21 protein-coding genes are annotated in these 17,663 nt (G+C 70.3%); 10 read left to right on the top strand and 11 right to left on the bottom strand.

Annotation, left to right across the window (positions count from 1 at the left end):
* Positions 1-6 precede the first annotated feature (6 nt).
* Genes AB0J58_RS06130 through AB0J58_RS06140 form a run of 3 tightly spaced genes read right to left on the bottom strand, consistent with a single transcriptional unit; the run spans position 7 to position 2,260 of the window.
* Positions 7-621 (bottom strand): DUF4870 domain-containing protein, encoded by a 615-nt coding sequence (locus AB0J58_RS06130; RefSeq protein WP_364210931.1) that lies wholly within the window; start codon positions 619-621, stop codon positions 7-9.
* A 24-nt stretch (positions 622-645) separates the two neighbouring features.
* On the bottom strand, positions 646-1,461 hold the full coding sequence (locus AB0J58_RS06135; protein WP_343979855.1) for a DUF3097 domain-containing protein: 816 nt from the start codon (positions 1,459-1,461) through the stop codon (positions 646-648).
* A gap of 58 nt (positions 1,462-1,519) precedes the next feature.
* Complete coding sequence (locus AB0J58_RS06140) at positions 1,520-2,260, bottom strand: hypothetical protein (RefSeq protein ID WP_364210934.1); 741 nt, start codon at positions 2,258-2,260, stop codon at positions 1,520-1,522.
* Positions 2,261-2,443: 183 nt separating this feature from the next.
* Between AB0J58_RS06140 and hrcA the strand changes: the two genes are divergently transcribed.
* The 3 genes from hrcA to AB0J58_RS06155 all read left to right on the top strand — a co-directional run bounded on the left by hrcA (position 2,444) and on the right by AB0J58_RS06155 (position 5,409).
* On the top strand, positions 2,444-3,457 hold the full coding sequence (hrcA, locus tag AB0J58_RS06145) for a heat-inducible transcriptional repressor HrcA (RefSeq protein WP_030903995.1): 1,014 nt from the start codon (positions 2,444-2,446) through the stop codon (positions 3,455-3,457).
* Between the two features lie 14 nt (positions 3,458-3,471).
* Positions 3,472-4,611, top strand: coding sequence for a molecular chaperone DnaJ (gene dnaJ, locus AB0J58_RS06150; RefSeq protein ID WP_343979848.1), 1,140 nt, complete (start codon positions 3,472-3,474; stop codon positions 4,609-4,611).
* Positions 4,612-4,677: 66 nt separating this feature from the next.
* Positions 4,678-5,409: a 16S rRNA (uracil(1498)-N(3))-methyltransferase gene (locus AB0J58_RS06155; protein ID WP_364210937.1), complete on the top strand. Its 732-nt coding sequence runs from the start codon at positions 4,678-4,680 to the stop codon at positions 5,407-5,409.
* Between the two features lie 136 nt (positions 5,410-5,545).
* Here the strand turns inward: AB0J58_RS06155 and AB0J58_RS06160 are convergent, their stop codons facing one another.
* Complete coding sequence (locus tag AB0J58_RS06160) at positions 5,546-6,241, bottom strand: hypothetical protein (protein WP_364210940.1); 696 nt, start codon at positions 6,239-6,241, stop codon at positions 5,546-5,548.
* Positions 6,238-6,717, bottom strand: a complete 480-nt coding sequence (locus AB0J58_RS06165) for a SigE family RNA polymerase sigma factor (RefSeq protein WP_043655278.1) — start codon at positions 6,715-6,717, stop codon at positions 6,238-6,240. Before AB0J58_RS06165 ends, AB0J58_RS06160 begins: the two co-directional genes overlap by 4 nt.
* A gap of 282 nt (positions 6,718-6,999) precedes the next feature.
* On the opposite strand from AB0J58_RS06165, the gene AB0J58_RS06170 reads away from it, so the two are divergent.
* From AB0J58_RS06170 to era, 7 genes are all read left to right on the top strand, one after another.
* On the top strand, positions 7,000-7,350 hold the full coding sequence (locus AB0J58_RS06170; protein ID WP_364149410.1) for a histidine triad nucleotide-binding protein: 351 nt from the start codon (positions 7,000-7,002) through the stop codon (positions 7,348-7,350).
* Between the two features lie 92 nt (positions 7,351-7,442).
* Entirely contained in the window at positions 7,443-8,507 is a 1,065-nt protein-coding gene (locus AB0J58_RS06175) for a PhoH family protein (protein ID WP_364210943.1), read from the top strand.
* 67 nt (positions 8,508-8,574) lie between these two features.
* Entirely contained in the window at positions 8,575-9,057 is a 483-nt protein-coding gene (ybeY, locus tag AB0J58_RS06180) for an rRNA maturation RNase YbeY (RefSeq protein WP_343979833.1), read from the top strand.
* A complete protein-coding gene (locus AB0J58_RS06185) occupies positions 9,054-10,355 on the top strand; it encodes a hemolysin family protein (protein WP_364210946.1) in 1,302 nt (433 codons plus the stop codon). The genes ybeY and AB0J58_RS06185 overlap by 4 nt, the downstream gene beginning before the upstream one ends.
* 430 nt (positions 10,356-10,785) lie before the next feature.
* Positions 10,786-11,346, top strand: a complete 561-nt coding sequence (locus AB0J58_RS06190) for a hypothetical protein (protein WP_364210949.1) — start codon at positions 10,786-10,788, stop codon at positions 11,344-11,346.
* Between the two features lie 81 nt (positions 11,347-11,427).
* Positions 11,428-11,760, top strand: coding sequence for a cytidine deaminase (locus AB0J58_RS06195; RefSeq protein ID WP_343979824.1), 333 nt, complete (start codon positions 11,428-11,430; stop codon positions 11,758-11,760).
* A 17-nt stretch (positions 11,761-11,777) separates the two neighbouring features.
* On the top strand, positions 11,778-12,698 hold the full coding sequence (gene era / locus AB0J58_RS06200) for a GTPase Era (RefSeq protein WP_364210952.1): 921 nt from the start codon (positions 11,778-11,780) through the stop codon (positions 12,696-12,698).
* A gap of 52 nt (positions 12,699-12,750) precedes the next feature.
* Here era and AB0J58_RS06205 read toward each other — a convergent pair whose 3' ends face one another.
* The 6 genes from AB0J58_RS06205 to AB0J58_RS06230 are packed head-to-tail and all read right to left on the bottom strand — an operon-like array spanning position 12,751 to position 17,369.
* The gene (locus tag AB0J58_RS06205; protein WP_364210955.1) at positions 12,751-13,560 is read right to left on the bottom strand and encodes an urease accessory protein UreD; all 810 of its coding nucleotides are present in this window, start codon (positions 13,558-13,560) and stop codon (positions 12,751-12,753) included.
* A gap of 3 nt (positions 13,561-13,563) precedes the next feature.
* Positions 13,564-14,232, bottom strand: a complete 669-nt coding sequence (gene ureG / locus AB0J58_RS06210; protein ID WP_364210958.1) for an urease accessory protein UreG — start codon at positions 14,230-14,232, stop codon at positions 13,564-13,566.
* Between the two features lie 27 nt (positions 14,233-14,259).
* The gene (locus AB0J58_RS06215) at positions 14,260-14,985 is read right to left on the bottom strand and encodes an urease accessory UreF family protein (RefSeq protein ID WP_364210961.1); all 726 of its coding nucleotides are present in this window, start codon (positions 14,983-14,985) and stop codon (positions 14,260-14,262) included.
* A 27-nt stretch (positions 14,986-15,012) separates the two neighbouring features.
* Positions 15,013-16,728: an urease subunit alpha gene (locus AB0J58_RS06220; RefSeq protein WP_364210964.1), complete on the bottom strand. Its 1,716-nt coding sequence runs from the start codon at positions 16,726-16,728 to the stop codon at positions 15,013-15,015.
* A complete protein-coding gene (locus AB0J58_RS06225) occupies positions 16,718-17,044 on the bottom strand; it encodes an urease subunit beta (protein ID WP_364210967.1) in 327 nt (108 codons plus the stop codon). Before AB0J58_RS06225 ends, AB0J58_RS06220 begins: the two co-directional genes overlap by 11 nt.
* A gap of 22 nt (positions 17,045-17,066) precedes the next feature.
* Positions 17,067-17,369 carry an urease subunit gamma gene (locus AB0J58_RS06230; protein WP_343978549.1) on the bottom strand — a complete coding sequence of 101 codons (303 nt, stop codon included), beginning with the start codon at positions 17,367-17,369 and terminating at the stop codon, positions 17,067-17,069.
* Positions 17,370-17,663: the final 294 nt, after the last annotated feature.

The raw sequence follows: 17,663 nt of genomic DNA on the forward strand, positions 1-17,663 counted from the left end.
CCCAGGTCAGCTGACGAAGCGGATGCTCATCGGATAGCGGTGGTTCTCCCCTCGGTTGGCCGCCACCGCGGCGATGACCGTCATGATGATCGACCCGATCCAGAGGAGGAGCATCAGCACGAAGCCGATGAGCACCAACGCCAGGATCATGCAGACGAAGTAGGCGATCAACACCGTGAGCTGGAAGTTGAGGGCCTCGGCGGCCTGGTCCCGCACGTATGGTGACTCGTCCTTCTTGGCGAGGTAGAGCACCAGCGGGCCGACGAAGCTGGTCAGCAGGCCCAGCAGGTGGGCGAGCATCGCCATGGTGGTGTCGTCGCTGCCGGGCCGCGGGCCGTAGGTCCCCGGCGGCGCCTGGTAGCCGTACCCCACCGGGCCGTACCCGCCGTACTGGGCGTAGCCATCCTGGTAGCCGCTCTGGTAGCGGTAACCGCTCGGGTCGTACGGGGGAGTGGGATGGCCCTGGCCCGGCTGCCCGTAGCCCTGGCCGGGCGGCGGGGCGCTCTGGCCGGGCATGGTGTAGCCGGGCATGGTGTGGCCGGGCGTCGTGTGGCCGGGCGGAGGATCGCCGATGCGCTCCGTCCGGTCCTCGCCCGGTGAATCCCCAAGGTTCTCGCTCATGGCCCCTCCTGATGGGTTGACGGCCTAGCCATCCTCGCCGGGAACCGTGACGAAGTCGATCAGCTCTTCGACCGGACCGAGCAGCTCGGGCTCCAGGTCGGCATATGTCGTGACCGATCCGAGGATGCGGCGCCACGCGTCGCCGGGCTCCGTCTTCCAGCCCAGCGCGGCGATGACGCCCTCCTTCCAGGGCACGCCGCGCGGCACCGACGGCCAGGAGGAGATCTTGAGCGTGTGCGGCTTGACCGCCTGCCAGACGTCCACGAACGGGTGCCCGACGATCAGCACGTGCGGAGAGGAGATCCGCGCGGCGATCCGGCTCTCCTTGGAACCGGGGACCAGGTGGTCGACGAGCACACCCAGGCGGCGGCCGGGGCCCGGGCCGAACTCCTCGACGATGGCGGGCAGGTGATCGACCCCCTCCAGATACTCCACCACCACCCCCTCGACCCTCAGGTCGTGGCCCCAGACCTTCTCCACGAGCGCGGCGTCGTGCACACCTTCGACGTATATCCGGCTCTCTCTGGCCACCTGGGCCCGCAGGCCCTCCACCGCGATGGAGCCCGACGCGCTCCGCCTGGGGCCACGTGGCGCGGCGGCCGGGCGCACGAGCGTCACCGTCCTGCCCTCCAGGAGGAACGCGGCGGGCTCCAGCGGGAATACCCGCCGGCGGCCGAAGCGGTCCTCCAGGGTGACGGCCTCCTTGTCGCAGGCCACCACGGCACCGCAGAAGCCGCCGTCGGCGTCCTCGACGACCAGGTCGAGCTCGGCGGGAATCCGGGGGATCTCCCCTCTGCGGGGGCGCCGCCAGTCTCCCGCCAGAACGTCACGCTCGTACATCACCGACCGCCCACCGTCTCTCGCAAGGGATCACGTGGGACGCTAGCAAACGCCGCGGTCACCTGCCGTAGGGCCCCGGTGCTCCCCACTGCCCCGCCGAGGCGGCGGCCAGGCGCTTGCGGGCGTTGCTCCGCTTCACCAGTACGACGATCGTCACGACGATGGCCAGCAGGATCCCGATGCCGGGCACCGCGAACAGGGCGATCACCCCGCCGACCAGTGATCCGGCGGCGAGTTCCCGGCCCACGCCGAACGTGGTGCCCTCCGCCGGGTCGGCGGTGCAGTTGACCTGGTAGTCGCCCGCCTGCTCCACGCCGATCTGCAGGCCCATCTCCCAGACGACGCCGTCGGAACCCGACACGGTCTGCTGGACGAGCGGCTTCTGCAGGCTGGGCGTGCCGGTGCCGCCGGTCAGCGTGCACTCGAAATTGGTGGGTCCACTGGTGGAGACATAGATGGCGGGCTTGTCGGCCGGGTCGAGCGTGACCGTCGTGTTTTCGCCGGGGGCGAACGTCTTCGTCGGTGCCGCGCTGGTGACCGCGCCCAGCACGCCACCCGCGAAGCCGCCGATGCCGACGATGATGCTGACCAGGGCGAGCAGCCACACCCCGACGATCCATCCGATACCGGGCTTGATCTTCCCGCTGGGGGGCGGGCTCTGCGGGGCGCCGTAGCCGGGAGGTGCGTAACCGTAGGAGGGGCCGTTCTGGTGGGGCTGCTGACCATACGGCTGCTGGGGGGAGCCGTAACCGGGGCCGCGGGAGGCGTCGCCCGGAAAAGAACCAAAATCATTGGACATGTACGAATTGTGGCGGGAACCGGTTGAAACGCGATAGCAGTTGACTTGCCAATGGCTTGGCGTCATCATCCGCACCTCTTGCTTATCGCGCCTTCCGCACGGGGGCCGTACACTTGGCACTCGGGAACACAGAGTGCCAGACCTCGTGTTTCCCATCTGAACGCAGGCAGGGAGGTGACCACGTTGGTCGACGACCGGAAGCTCGCCGTGCTTCGCGCCATCGTCGAGGACTACGTGTCCACCAACGAGCCGGTGGGTTCGAAGGCTCTCGCGGATCGGCACAGTCTGGGGGTGTCCCCGGCGACGATCCGTAACGACATGGCGGTGCTGGAGGAGCAGGGCTACATCGCCCAGCCCCACACCAGCGCCGGTCGGGTGCCCACGGACAAGGGCTACCGGCTCTTCGTCGATCGGCTCTCGCAGGTGAAACCCCTGTCGAGCGCGGAGCGCAAGGCCATCGAGAGCTTTCTCGCGGGTGCGGTGGACATCGACGACGTCGTCATGCGGACGGTGCGGTTGCTTGCCCAGCTCACCCGGCAGGTCGCCGTGGTGCAGTACCCGACACTGACCAACTCGACGGTCCGGCACGTCGAGCTGGTGCCGCTGAGCGAGCGCCGGCTGATGTTCGTGCTCATCACCAACACCGGCCGGGTGGAGCAGCGCGTGGTCGAGCTGCCCGACGTCGTGGACGAGCAGCGGGTGGCCCATCTGCGAGCGATGCTCAACACCTCCCTTGACGGGTGCGGGCTCACCAGCGTTCCCGACAAGGTCGCCGACCTGCCGGAGCGGCTGCCCGCCGAGGATCGGCCGCTCGCGGCCACGATCCTGTCCGTGCTGCTGGAGTCCCTGGTGGACAGGCACGATGAGAAGATCGTTTTTGCCGGGGCCGCCAACCTCGCGGGAGCCGACTTCACGGTCGGGCTCCGCGATGTGCTGGAGGCGCTGGAAGAGCAGGTCGTGCTCATGCGACTGCTCGGTGAGACCTCCGACCTGTCGGCGCTGACCGTGCGGATCGGCTCGGAGAACCCCTACACCGGACTCCAGGGCACGTCGATCGTCGCCGCCGGATACGGTTCTGGGGACAAGCAACTGGCCCGGCTAGGTGTGCTGGGCCCGACGCGGATGGACTACCCGGTCACGATGGGCGCGGTGCGCGCGGTGGCACGCTACGTCAGCCAGATCCTGGCTGCATCATAAGAGGTCAACGAAAAGTGGCTAAGAGCGACTACTACGGCACCCTCGGGGTGCGCCGTGACGCCAGTGCGGAAGAGATCAAGAAGGCGTACCGACGTCTGGCGCGCGAACTGCATCCTGACGTCAACCCCGACCCCGAGACTCAGGAGCGCTTCAAGGAGATCACACAGGCCTACGAGGTCCTGTCCGACTCCAGCAAGCGGCAGATGTACGACATGGGGGCCGACCCGTTCGCCTCGGGCGGCGCGGGGGCCGGTGGCTTCGGTGCCGGCTTCCCGTTCAGCGACATCATGGACGCCTTCTTCGGCGCGGCCGGTGGCGGCGGCGGGCGTGGACCCCGCTCGCGTGCCCGTCGCGGACGCAACGCCACCATCCGGGTCGAGCTCGACCTGCGCGAGTCGGGCTTCGGCACGACCCGCGAGCTGGTCGTCGACACCGCGGTGGTCTGCGAGGTCTGCACGGGGTCGGGCGCCGCCGCAGGCACCCACCCCGACACCTGTGACATGTGTCATGGCCGGGGCGAGGTATCCCAGGTCACCCGCTCCTTCCTCGGTCAGGTCATGACCTCACGGCCCTGCCCGCAGTGCGGCGGCTTCGGGTCGATCATCCGCAACCCCTGCCAGGAGTGCTCCGGTGACGGCAGGGTCCGTACCCGGCGGACCATCAAGGTCCGCATCCCCGCCGGGGTGGAGGACGGCACTCACATCCAGCTCGCCGGAGAGGGCGAGATCGGTCCAGGCGGCGGCCCGCCCGGCGACCTGTTCCTGGAGATCGTCGAGCGCCCCCACGAGATCTTCGAGCGGCGCGGCGACGACCTGCACTGCACGGTGCAGATCCCGATGACCGCGGCCGCGCTCGGCACCATCCTGACCATGGAGACGCTCGATGGAGCCGAGGAGCTGGACATCCGTCCCGGTACGCAGTCGGGGCAGACGATCCCGCTCTACGGCCGCGGTGTGCAGCGCCTGAACGAGACCGGCCGTGGCGATCTGCTGATCCACGTGAACGTGGAGACCCCCTCCCGTCTCGACGCGACACAGGAGGAGCTGCTGAGGGAGCTCGCCAAGCTCCGCGGCGAGGAGCGCCCGCCCGGCAAGTTCGCCCCCGGGCAGCAGAGCTTCTTCTCCCGGCTGCGGGACGCCTTCAATGGCCGCTGACCCGGACCGTCACCGCGCACATCGCTGCGGCAGGGTCCGTTCCGGGGCGGCCCGCTCCGACGGCTCATGACCGTTCCGGTCTTCCTGGCCGAACCCGTCGACCTGGCCAGGCCGGAGTTCGTCTTCGGTGGCCCCGAAGGGCGCCACGCGGCGGCCGTACGGCGGCTGCGGGCCGGGGAGCGGCTCGACCTGACGGACGGGGCGGGCTCCGTCGCCGAGTGCGTGGTGATCGAGGCGGGCAGGGATTCGCTCCGGGTCCAGGTACTGCGCCGTCACGAGGTGCCCGTGCCGTCTCCGCGTCTGGTCGTGGTCCAAGGGCTGCCCAAGGGCGACCGGGGCGAGCTGGCCGTGGAGATGATGACCGAGGCGGGGGTGGACGTGATCGTTCCCTGGGCCGCGGCCAGGTGCGTCACCCAGTGGAAGGGCGAGCGGGCGGCCAAGGCGCTGGCCCGCTGGCGCTCCACGGCGCGTGAGGCGGGCAAGCAGTCACGTCGCTTCCGCCTGCCCGAGGTGACCGGGCTCGCGTCCACCGCCGGGGTCGCCGCCCTGCTGTCGGCGGCGGCGCTCGGCGTCGTGCTGCACGAGGAGGCCGCCTCCCCGCTGTCCGGTCTGCCGCTCCCGGCGGGCGGCGACATCGTCGTGGTGGTCGGCCCGGAGGGCGGGGTGTCGCAGGAGGAGATCGCCGCCTTCCGCGAGGCCAAGGCGGTACCGGCGCTGCTCGGGCCGACGGTGCTGCGCACCTCGACGGCCGGGGTCGTCGCGGCGGCGGTGCTCCAGACACGCAGCGGCCGCTGGTGATCCCCGGCCGGCGGCCCTGAGCCCTGTGCCCTCCGCCTGCCGGGCCGGGCACCGGCACGTCACGGCTCCCTCCTCCGCTTCGGGAGGGGCCGTCCGGCCGGTCCTCGGCACGCCGGGATCGGCCGGACAGGAGGGTCTAGCTGCTGACCGGGGTCGGCGCGGGGATGCTCGCCTCCGTCGGCATCGGGGGCGACGCGTCATCCGACGGCCCGCACTCGTCGGCCGAGCACGGGCTCTCCGAGGGAGCCGACGGTCTCGTCTTCGTCGGCGTGGGGGTCGCCTCGGCCTCCTCGCACTGCTTGGAGATCCCGCTGGGGTCGACCGGCGGGTCGTCGAGGGGGGTGGGGCAGGTGGGCGTCGGTGTCGGCCTGTGAGTCGACGGTGCCGGGGTCGCCCTGGAGGTCGGCCTCGTGCTGGGCGTGGTGCTCCTGGACGGCGTGGGCGTCGGCGGGAGCGTGGGGCTGCCCGCCTCCGACCTGCCGACGGCGGGGAGCTGGGCGGGGCCGGACGACGGCTGGGGCGGAGCCGGGGGCCTTGAGGTGGCTGATCCGTCCGGAGGGGGAGTGGACTCGGTGAAGTTGACCGTACCGGTGCTCACCTGGGGGATCACCTGTTCGCGGAACTGGGGGACCACCATGACGATGGTCGCCGCGACCAGGAGCGCACCGGCGACGGAGGCCCCGGTCCGCCACCACGTCAGCCAGCGGAACCCGCGTCGCTCGATGCGGGCACGAATTATCTCCAGCCCGTCTGGGGAGGGAACGACCGAGTTCGCCTCCGCGCTGAGCGCACGGCGGAGCAGCTCGCCGTACTCATCCGGGGAGTCGGTCATGACAGTTGCTCCAGTGAGGTTCGTAGGGCGGCCATGCCGCGAGCGGTGTGGCTCTTGACCGCGCCTTTGCTGATGCCCATCGCGTGGGCGATCTGCGCCTCGGACAGGTCTCCGTAGTAGCGCAGGACCAGGGCCTCCCGCTGGCGCGCGGGCAGCCCGCGGAGCGCCTCGATGACGGCGGACCGCTCGAACTCGCCGATCGCCCCGTTCTCGGCGCTCGGCGCGTCGGGCATGCCCTTGGGCGCGTACTTCTCGACGACCGCCCGGTGCCGAAGCACCGAACGTGATCGGTTCACGACCGACTGCCGCAGGTAGGCCAGTGCCTTGTCGGTGTCGCGCAGGCGGCGCCAGGCGCCGTGGATGGCGACGAACGCGTCCTGCACGACCTCCTCCGCGGTCGCCATGTCGCGAACGAGCAGTACGGCGAGACGGACAAGAGACCGATAGTGCGCGCTGTAGAGCGCGGTAACGGCCATGTCGGCATCCCATCCGACGGGCGCCGCCCCGAGCGATCTGTCTGCCACGAGGGTCTCGGTGGTCACATCAGTGGGACGCTCGGCCTTCCCAGAGGGTTTACGCTCTTCCGGTTCATTAAGGGGCATGACCCAGTCGTGTCCTCGCCAGGCGGCCATATGGTGCTGTGCGCAAAGGCTGTCTTGGTTGAAGTTTTGCACAACCACCATATCCGGGCGGATCTTTGTTTGCCGGCGGGAACCATCACCGATTCGCAACGTCCTCGGCGGTAAGGTGCCTGCATGGTGAGCGAAGCCGACTGCCTGTTCTGCAAGATCGTGGCCGGGGAGATCCCCGCGGAGATCGTCTATGAGACCGATCGCACGCTGGCCTTCCGTGACGTCAACCCCCAGGCGCCGACCCATGTGCTGGTGGTCCCCAGGGAGCATCATCGGGACGCCGCGGCGCTGGCGGCCGCCGACCAGGGGCTGGCCGACGAGGTGCTCAAGACCGCGCACGCGGTCGCCAGCCAGGAGGGAGTCGCGGAATCGGGTTACCGGCTGGTGTTCAACACCGGACCCGAGGCCGGTCAGACCGTCTTCCACGTGCACGGACACGTGATCGGGGGGCGGGGCCTGAAGTGGCCGCCCGGCTGAAAACCGGCAAGCGCGATCCTGGCGATCACGGATACGATGGCGTTGAAGTTCCACGCCTATATCTGGAGGCGAACAGGCCGTAAGGCCAGCTCATGTCCGAGACAAACGATTCCAGCAGAACGTCGCCGAGATCCAGGGGTTCCAGCCGGACTCAGGCGAAGGTGGTGATTCCGGACGATCAGTCGATGGTCAGCCTGCTGGGCTCGCGCGATGAGCTGTTGCGCGTCATCGAAGGTGCCTTCCGCGCCGACATCCACGTCCGGGGCAACGAGATCACCGTCACCGGCAGCCCGGAGGAGAGCAGCACCGTGGTGCGACTCTTCGAGGAGATGTCCGAACTCGTCCGCGGAGGCGCGCAGCTCACGGTCGACGCGGTCGAGCGCAGCATCGCCATGTTGCGGATGACCTCCGACCGTCCCGCCGAGGTGCTCTCGCTGGACATCATCTCCTCACGGGGCCGGACCATCCGCCCGAAGACCGTGAACCAGAAGCGGTACGTCGACGCGATCGACAAGTTCACCGTCGTCTTCGGCATCGGCCCGGCCGGCACGGGCAAGACCTACCTCGCGATGGCGAAGGCCGTGAAGGCCCTCCAGGAGAAGAAGGTCAACCGGATCATCCTCACCCGCCCCGCGGTCGAGGCGGGCGAGCGGCTGGGCTTCCTGCCGGGCACGCTCTACGAGAAGATCGATCCTTACCTGCGCCCGCTCTACGACGCGCTGCACGACATGCTCGATCCCGAGTCGATCCCCCGGCTGATGGCCGCGGGCACGATCGAGGTGGCCCCTCTCGCCTACATGCGGGGCCGCACCCTCAACGACGCCTACATCATCCTGGACGAGGCGCAGAACACCTCGCCGGAGCAGATGAAGATGTTCCTGACGCGGCTGGGGTTCAACTCGAAGATCGTCGTCACCGGCGACGTCACCCAGGTCGACCTGCCGAACGGCACGCAGAGCGGTCTGCGGGTCGTCCAGGACATCCTCGAAGGCATCTCTGACATCCATTTCAGCCGTCTGACCAGCGCCGACGTGGTGCGCCACAAGCTGGTGGGCGACATCGTGGACGCGTACGGGCGCTATGACGAGACGCAGCGCCAGAGCGCGCCGCAGCAGATCAAGGGCATGATCAAGCAGCGTCCCCGGGAGAGGACATGAGCGCGGGACGACTCCGGCGCGGGGCGCGGGCCGGGTCGCGCGGCACGTGGGAGACTGGGGGGGAGCTGTGAGCGTCGAGGTCAACAACGAGTCCGGTGTCGAGATCGACGAGGGGCTCATCGTCTCGCTGGCCGGGCATGTGCTGGAGCGGATGGGCATCAACCCGCTCGCCGAGCTGTCGATCCTGGTCGTCGACGAGGAGACCATGTCGGTTCTGCACGAACGGTGGATGGGGGAGCCGGGTCCCACGGACGTGCTCGCCTTCCCGATGGACGAGCTGCGGCCGGGGCCGGGCGCGGGGGCGCGGCAGGAGGGTGACTCACCCACCGACCCGGCGCTCCTCGGTGACGTGGTGCTCTGCCCGCAGGTGGCCGCCAAGCAGGGGGCCGAGGCCGGGCACGGCACCGAGGCCGAGCTGGAGTTGCTGTGCACGCACGGCATCCTCCACCTGCTCGGCTACGACCACGCGGAGCCCGAGGAGCACAAGGAGATGTTCGGCCTTCAGGGCGAGCTTCTGGAGTCGTGGCAGGAGGTGCGCCCCCAGCGGTGAACCTCGCCAACGGGTGGTTGTTCTCCGCCGTCGTCCTCGTCGTGGTCGGCGGGTTGATCGCCAGCGCGGAGACGGCTCTGACCCGCATCTCAAGGGTTCGCGCGGAGGAGTTCGTCCGTGACGGCCGCCGGGGCGCGGTGCGTCTGCAGGCCATCGTCGCCGACCCGCCGCGCTACCTGAACCTCCTGCTCCTGCTCCGGCTGAGCTGCGAGCTGATCGCCACGGTGATCGGTACGCTGCTCTTCATCGACTGGCTCGGTGACCAGGGCTGGGCCTACGCCGCGGCGGCGGCGGTCATGATCGTCGTCAGCTACGTGATCGTCGGAGTCTCCCCGCGCACGCTGGGCCGCCAGCACGCCGAGCCCATCGCGCTCGCCAGCGCCCCCGTGGTGTACGGCCTGACCCGGATCTTCGGCCCCCTGCCCAAGCTGCTCATCCTGCTCGGCAACGCGGTGACGCCGGGCAAGGGCTTTCGAGAGGGCCCCTTCACCTCCGAGGCCGAGCTGCGGGACCTGGTCGATCTGGCCGAGGAGCGCCGGGTCATCGAGCCCGACGAGCGGGAGATGATCCATTCGGTCTTCGAGCTCGGCGACACCCTGGTCCGCGAGGTCATGGTGCCCCGCACCGACATGGTGTTCATCGAGCGCGGCAAGACGCTGAGTCAGGCCATGTCCCTCGCGCTGCGCAGCGGTTTCTCCAGGATTCCGGTGGTCGGCGAGAACGAGGACGACGTCATCGGCATCGCCTACCTCAAGGACATCGCGCGCCGGGTGCAGGACACCGGTGACGACGGGCGCGCCGAGCCGGTGGAGTCCATCATGCGCCCGGCCACCTACGTGCCGGAGAGCAAGCCGATCGACCAGTTGCTGCGTGAGATGCAGGCCCGCCAGATCCACCAGGCCATCGTCATCGACGAGTACGGTGGCACGGCCGGTCTGGTCACCATCGAGGACATCCTGGAGGAGATCGTCGGTGAGATCACCGACGAGTACGACCAGGAGGTCCCCAGGGTGGAGCCGCTTGAGGGCGGCGCGGTGCGGGTGACCGCCAGGCTCCCGGTGGACGATCTGGAAGACCTGTTCGGCATCGAGCTGGAGGTCGACGACGTCGAGACCGTCGGAGGGCTGCTGGCGCACGCGCTGGGCCGGGTGCCGATCGCCGGTTCCCAGGCGGTGGTGGAGGGTCTCAGCCTGACGGCCGAGAGCCTCGCCGGGCGTCGCAACCGGATCGGCACGGTCCTCGTCACCAGGATCGCCCCCGCGGAGCCCGACTCGGTTCCGGCCTTCCCCGACCAGTGACGGGCCGGGGCGGTGGATTCGCCCCAAGTCGTCCGCAAGTGCTCTGCAAGCGGTACAGGCGATGCTTCTCGTACGGCACCTGGTCGCGCGGGAGCCGGTGGGAGATCTCCGCGTCCGGAGGGGTTCGTGGCGCGAGGGTCGGCCCACGGGGGAGAAGAGTTCACGCGGGCTTCGTGGCTGTCCTGCGTCACTCGCTTAGGGGTGTTCTCGACCGTGAAATACGGTTGAGGGCACCCTTAGGCGTTTCTTAATGATTGCCGCTTTTGCCGACGGGGAAGAAAGCGAGTCGGCGGGGACGAGACGCCTCGCACATGACATCGGGGGGATGCTCATGACGCGGGGGATGAATATTGTCGTTTTTGCGGTGTTATGTGGATTTGTCGCGGGCGGCGCAGCCGGATGTGGTGGCGGAGCGGGGCCCGGTGACGCGATGGACGGCGCCGCGGAGCTGAACCGGCTGCGGGGAGTGCTCGACGAGGCGCGAGCGCTGCCCGACGGGTTCTCGGCCCGCCCGCGCGACGGCTGGCGCGCCCCGTTCCAGCCGGTGAACGAGGACTGCCGGCTCGTTCTCGACACCGCGGGAGGCAGGCCGCCGCAGCGGGCACTGGGGGCGTGGGCGGCCGTGACCTACCAGGGTGACGGGGTCGGGGAGCTGGCCGGGTTCGGTCTGGCCTCCTACCGCGGTGACGACGCCGAACTTCACTTCAACGAGCTCACGGAGGCACTGAGCGGCTGTCCGGTCGCACGTGCCCAGGTGGCGGGCCGCGGCACCGCTCTTCGGGTATCCCCCCTGAACCTGACAGGGGTCGGCGACGAGGTGCAGGCCAGGCGGCTGAACGGCAGGCTGAACGGATATCCGTACGAGATGCACCTGGTGTTCGCCCTCAGCGGCCACACCCTGATCTCACTGGTGCACGCCGGTGTCAGGGACGTCGACGTCGAGCGCACCCGGGAGCTCGCCCGCCTGCTGGTCGACGAGGTCGCAGCCTGAGCGGGGCCGCGCCGGTGTCGTTTTGGTGCCGGGGCCGCACCGGTGTCGTCCTTGGCACCGGAAGCTGAATACCCTTGTGCTGTGAGCGACGCGACCCTCGATCCCGAGGACAAGAAGATCATCGTGCTGGCCCGGTCCACCCGTGCACGCAACGGAGCCGCCGAGGGCGCGGCCGTACGGGACGAGACGGGCCGGACCTACTCGGCGACCAATGTGGCGCTGCCGTCGCTGACCCTGTCGGCGATCCAGGTCGCCGTGGCGATGGCGGTGTCCGGTGGAGCGGAGTCGCTGGAGGCGGCCGCGCTGGTCACCGCGGGTGCGGGGCCCTCCGACGACGACCGGCGGGCGGTCCGCGACCTGGGTGCCGAGACCCTGCTGGTGGCCGGTCCTGACGGGACACCGCGTCAGAGCTGAGTCCGGTATCGGCGACAATGGTTGACGTGAGTTCCTCAGCTGCTGATTTCCATGCCGGTTTCGCCTGCTTCGTCGGTCGGCCCAACGTCGGCAAGTCCACGCTGATGAACGCGTTGGTCGGCATGAAGGTGGCGATCACCTCCTCCAAGCCCCAGACGACCCGCCGGGCCATCCGTGGCATCGTGCACCGCCCCGACTCCCAGCTCGTCATCGTCGACACGCCGGGCCTGCACCGGCCCCGCACGCTTCTGGGTGAGCGGCTGGACAGCCTGGTGCTCTCCACCCTCACCGAGGTCGACGTGATCGGCTTCTGCGTGCCCGCCAACGAGCCCATCGGCAAGGGTGACCGGTTCATCGCCGAGAAGCTCGCGGGCGTCAAGAAGACCCCGGTGGTCGCCGTGGTGACCAAGTGCGACCTGGCGGCCCGCGAGCAGATCGCCGCGCAGTTGCTCGCGGTCTCCCAGCTCGCCGAGTTCGATGACATCGTGCCGGTCTCCGCGCAGTCGGGTGAGCAGCTCGACGTGCTGGCCGACGTGCTGGTCCAGCGCCTGCCGCAGAGCCCGCCGCTGTACGAGGGAGGACAGCTCACCGACGAGCCCGAGCAGGTGCTGGTCGGCGAGCTGATCCGGGAGGCGGCCCTGGAGGGGGTGCGTGACGAGTTGCCGCACTCGATCGCGGTGGTCGTCGACGAGATGCTGCCCAGACAGGGGCGTGACGACCTTCTCGACATCTACGCTCACATGTTCGTCGAGCGTCCGTCCCAGAAGGCCATCGTGATCGGGCACAGGGGCTCCCGGCTGAAGGACGTCGGCAGCCGCGCCCGCCGGCAGATCGAGGCGCTCCTCGGCACCCGCGTCTACCTCGACCTGCGCATCAGCGTCGCCAAGGACTGGCAGCGCGACCCCAAGCAGCTCCGCCGCCTGGGTTTCTACGACTGACGGGTCCGGGCGGGGGCGCGCGGCCGGGCTCCGGCAACCGTGGCCGTGCTTCTCAGCGGCGGCCGGTGACGGCTTCCTCCCCGTGCCCGAGTCGTCGCCGCAGCTCGACGGCGTCCCGGCCGAGCGCGGAGACCAGGGTGGCCGGCCCGGCCAGGGGCAGGACGGCCCAGCCCTGGCCGACCACCGTCTCCGGTGCCCGGCCGGTGACCAGGACGCTGCCCACGCAACGGGCGTCGCCGTAGACGGCGGGACTGTCGTCGATCTCCGCGTCGCCCACCACGAACTCCTGCCGGAGCAGCGGGCCCCCTCCGAGAACGGCGTCGAAGCGCGAGTGGCAGCGTCCGGGGCGCTCGCCGTACCGGCCGAAGACGATCTCCTCGCGCCAGCGCACCCGCGCGTCCTCGGCCAGGTCGAGCCGGACGACCATGCGGTGCAGACAGCCCGCCGCGAGCACCGTCGGTTCCGGCACGAAGCTGAGCGAGGCGCCCGCGCCGACCCGGGCCGTGATCGTCATCAGGGACTCGGCCCCGGCGGGGCCGGGCAGCACCAGGGTGCTCGCGACCGACCGCACCTCCAGTTCGGTTCCCGGCGCCACCTCGATGTCGAGGGCCAGGTCGTCACCGCCCAGCGGACCCGCCGCGGTGGACACCAGGTGCACCCGGCCGGGCGCGGTCGCCCGCAGAGTGAGCGGTGGGCCGGAACGCATCGTGGCGAGGACGGTCCGGCCGGCCGCGTCCCGCCGGGTGGCGATCGCCGCCCGCGCCCTCATCGCCCGCCGACCTGCCCGCTCCGGCCGTGGCACGGACTCCGCCGGCGCCGGAGCGGGCAGGACGGGCGCGGGGACCGGGTTGCTAAGGGACATGGGTCAGGCGTGGGAGTGCTCGTGGGTCCAGGACTCGACGAGGCCGGTGACCCATTCGGAGACCGCGTACGCTCGTGGATCCTCCCTGATCGAGGTGAAAAGCACGGGTTTGCCGTCCCGGACGGCCGCAGCGTCGCGTGACATGACCGTGAGGTCCGCGCCGACCATCGGGGCCAGATCGGTCTTGTTGATCACGAGCAGGTCGGCCGTCGTCACGCCGGGGCCGCCCTTGCGCGGGACCTTGTCGCCGCCGGACACGTCCAGCACGAAGATCTGCCGATCGGCCAGGCCCCTGCTGAAGGTGGCGGTGAGGTTGTCCCCGCCGCTCTCCACGATCACCAGGTCGAGCGGGCCGAACCGCTCCTCCAGGGTCTCCACCGCGTCGAGGTTGGCCGCGATGTCGTCCCGGATGGCGGTGTGCGGGCAGCACCCGGTCTGCACGGCGACGATCCGCTCCGGGTCGAGCACGCCCGCCCTGCGCAGGAAGTCGGCGTCCTCGGTGGTGTAGATGTCGTTGGTGACCACGCCCAGGTGCATGAACGGGCCGAGCGTCCGGCACAGCGCCGCGGTCAGCGCGGTCTTGCCGCTGCCGACGGGGCCTCCGATGCCCAGGCGTAACGCCCGGCCGGCAGGGTCGGCCGCGTGGTGGTGGTCGTCGTGGTTGGCGCCCATGTGGGTCACCGTCCTTCCAGGTGGTCGTCAGGAGACGAAAAGCCGCATATCTGCACGAATATGGTGTTCGGCGAGCAGGTCGAGCGCGGGGGAGGCGTGCGCGGGCAGTGCCTCCCAGCAGGACTCCCAGCGGGCCTCCCAACCGGCCTCCCCGCGGGCCTCCCAGCCGGTGGGAACGGTGGCCGCGGCCCTTTCCACGGCCGGGGCGAGATCGGCGAGCAGTCGGTGGACGGCGACGGGGTCGAGGCCGAGCAGCCGTACCGCCGCCGTGGCGGGTCCGGTGACGGAGGTGTAGGCCGCCGCGAGGGCGGCCTCGGCGGGGGAGCATCCCGCCACGGCCGCCACCGCGCCGAGCGCGAGGGGGTGGTGGGCGCCCTGGGGCAGGGCCCCGGCCAGCGTGTCGAGCACCGGGGAGGGCCAGATCCTCCGCGAGGTCCGCAGCAGCAGCCTGCCCTGGGTGCGGCTCGCCTCCCGCTGGGCGGGCGCGGAGATCCTGGCGTCCGCCTCCGCGTCCAGCCGCGTCCACTCCGAGCGGCCGGTCGCCGCGGCGGGAGACGCGCCGAGATCGCAGGCCGCGGCGGCGAGGGCGGCCGTCACCAGGCCCGCGGTGGCCAGCCGGCCCCGCAGGAAGGCGGCGAGGCCGGCGAGGTCGCGGATCGCGCCGATCCTGACCGCCTCCTCGGCGCCACCGGAGTGGCCGTGCCCCCCTGCGGGCAGCCGGGAGTCGGCCAGTAGCAGCAGCGCGGCGTTCAACTGGGGCTCCCTTCGGCCGGGCGGGGGTCAGAACAGGAAGTAGCGCTGGGTCATGGGCAGGGTCTCGGCAGGGGCGGGTTCGACCAGGTCGCCGTCGACGCTGACCGCGAAGGTGTCGGGGTCGACGTCGATCCTGGGCATGGCGTCGTTCAGCGGCATGCTCTCCTTGCCCCTGCGGCGGACGTCGGCCACCGGCAGCAGGCGCCTGCGGACGGCCAGCCGGTCGGCGAGGCCGTCCTCGATCGCCTGCGGGGCGACGAAGTGGACGGACGTGGCCGCGGCGGTGACCGGGGCGGCGCCGAACATCGGGCGCGGCATGACCGGCTGCGGGGTCGGGATGGAGGCGTTCGCGTCGCCCATCTGGGCGTAGGCGATGACACCGCCCTTGACCACCAGGTTCGGTTTGATACCGAAGAAGGCCGGGTCCCACAGGACCAGGTCGGCCAGCTTGCCGGTCTCCACCGAGCCGACCTCGCCGTCCAGGCCGTGGGCCACGGCCGGGCAGATCGTGTACTTGGCGATGTAGCGCCGGGCCCGGTGGTTGTCGGCGGGGCCGTCACCCGGCAGAGCCCCCCGGCGGCGCTTCATCACGTGCGCGGTCTGCCAGGTCCGGATGATCGTCTCGCCCACCCGGCCCATCGCCTGCGAGTCCGAGCCGATCATCGAGATCGCGCCCATGTCGTGCAGGATGTCCTCGGCCGCCATCGTGGACGGCCGGATCCGGGACTCGGCGAACGCCAGGTCCTCGGGGATGGACGGGTTGAGGTGGTGGCAGACCATCAGCATGTCGAGGTGCTCGTCGAGCGTGTTGACGGTGTGCGGGCGGGTCGGGTTGGTCGAGGACGGCAGGATGTTGCCGTAGGAGGCGACCCGGATGATGTCGGGTGCGTGCCCGCCGCCGGCCCCCTCGGTGTGGTAGGCGTGGATCATCCGGTCGCCGATCGCCGCCAGCGTCGACTCCACGAACCCGGCCTCGTTGAGGGTGTCGGTGTGGATCGTGACCTGGGTGCCGGTGGCATCGGCCACCGACAGGCAGGCGTCGATGGCGGCCGGGGTGGTGCCCCAGTCCTCGTGCAGCTTGAACCCCGAGGCCCCGGCGCGGAGTTGTTCCAGCAGCCCCTCGCGGCTGACCGTGTTGCCCTTGCCGAGCAGCGCGACGTTGATCGGGTAGGAGTCGAGAGACTCCAGCATCCGGGCGAGGTACCAGGTGCCGGTGACGGTGGTGGCCTTGGTGCCCTCGGCGGGTCCGGTGCCGCCGCCCACGATGGTCGTCACCCCGGCGGCGAGGGCCTCGTCGAGGATCTGCGGGCAGATCAGGTGGACGTGGGAGTCGATCGCCCCGGCGGTCAGGATCTTCCCGTTGCCCGCCAGGATCTCGGTCGAGGGGCCGATCACCAGGTCCGGATGGACTCCGTCCATGGTCTCGGGGTTTCCCGCCTTGCCGATCGCCACGATGCGGCCGTCCCTGACGCCGATGTCCGCCTTGACCACGCCCCAGTGGTCGAGGATCACCGCACCGGTGATCACCAGGTCGGGCGCACCCTCGGCCCTGGTGGTCCTGGCCTGGCCCATCGACTCCCTGATGACCTTGCCGCCGCCGAAGACCGCCTCGTCGCCCGCTCCGGCGGGGCCCGTCGACAGGTCCTCGGTGACCTCGATGAGCAGGTCGGTGTCCGCCAGCCTGATCCGATCCCCGACGGTGGGGCCGTAGAGCGCGGCGTAGCGGGATCGTTCAACGAACACCGGGACTCCCATCGAGAGGTCCGGCCCATTCGGGACGGAGACCGGGGACGATCCGCAGCCCGCCGATCGGCACGAGGGTCACGTCGCGCTCCACACCGGGTTCGAACCGCACCGCCGTACCCGCGGGGACGTCGAGCCGGGTGCCCCAGGCCGCCTGGCGGTCGAACTCCAGGCCGGGGTTGCACGCGGAGAAGTGGTAGTGCGAGCCGACCTGGATCGGCCGGTCCGCGGTGTTGACGACGCGGACGGTGACGCGCTCACGGCCCGGGTTGAGCGGGATGGGCGTGTCGCCGTACAGGATCTCGCCGGGTGTCATCGGCGCTCACCGCTCCTTGGGGTCACGGGATCGGCTGGTGGACGGTGACGAGCTTGGTGCCGTCGGGGAAGGTGGCCTCGATCTGCACGGACGACAGCATCTCGGGCACCCCCTCCATGACGTCGTCGCGGGAGAGCACCTTGCGCCCCGCCTCCATCAGCTCGGCGACGGTCCGCCCGTCCCTGGCCCCCTCCATGAGGAAGGACGCGATGATCGCGGTGGCCTCGGGGTGGTTGAGCCGGAGGCCACGTGACCTGCGGTCGCGGGCGAGACCGGCGGCGACGTGGATGAGCAGGCGTTCCTGCTCGTGTGGTGTGAGCCGCATGCCCGGACCATAGGAACCGGCGGTTTCGGTGACGTTGCGCGTCGATGTCATGCCTGTTTCCAGAGGACGTGAGCTGCGCGAAAGAGGAGGAACCGTCCATCGGCGCTCCTTCCTTGCGGGCCCGCCGAGGCGTTCTGAAGTTAATATCACGAAATTTGTTGATTTATCGGGACAAATATTTGGGGGTTATTCGCGGCGCCGCGTCCTGTCACGGCGGTGATATCCCGGTAAGACGCAATTAACAACCGCGAACTAGGCGGGAAACCTCACTCAGTCACCTTGGCGGCAGATAGA

Source organism: Streptosporangium sp. NPDC049644, from assembly GCF_040675205.1.
In the GTDB taxonomy this organism is placed as follows: domain Bacteria; phylum Actinomycetota; class Actinomycetes; order Streptosporangiales; family Streptosporangiaceae; genus Streptosporangium; species Streptosporangium fukuiense.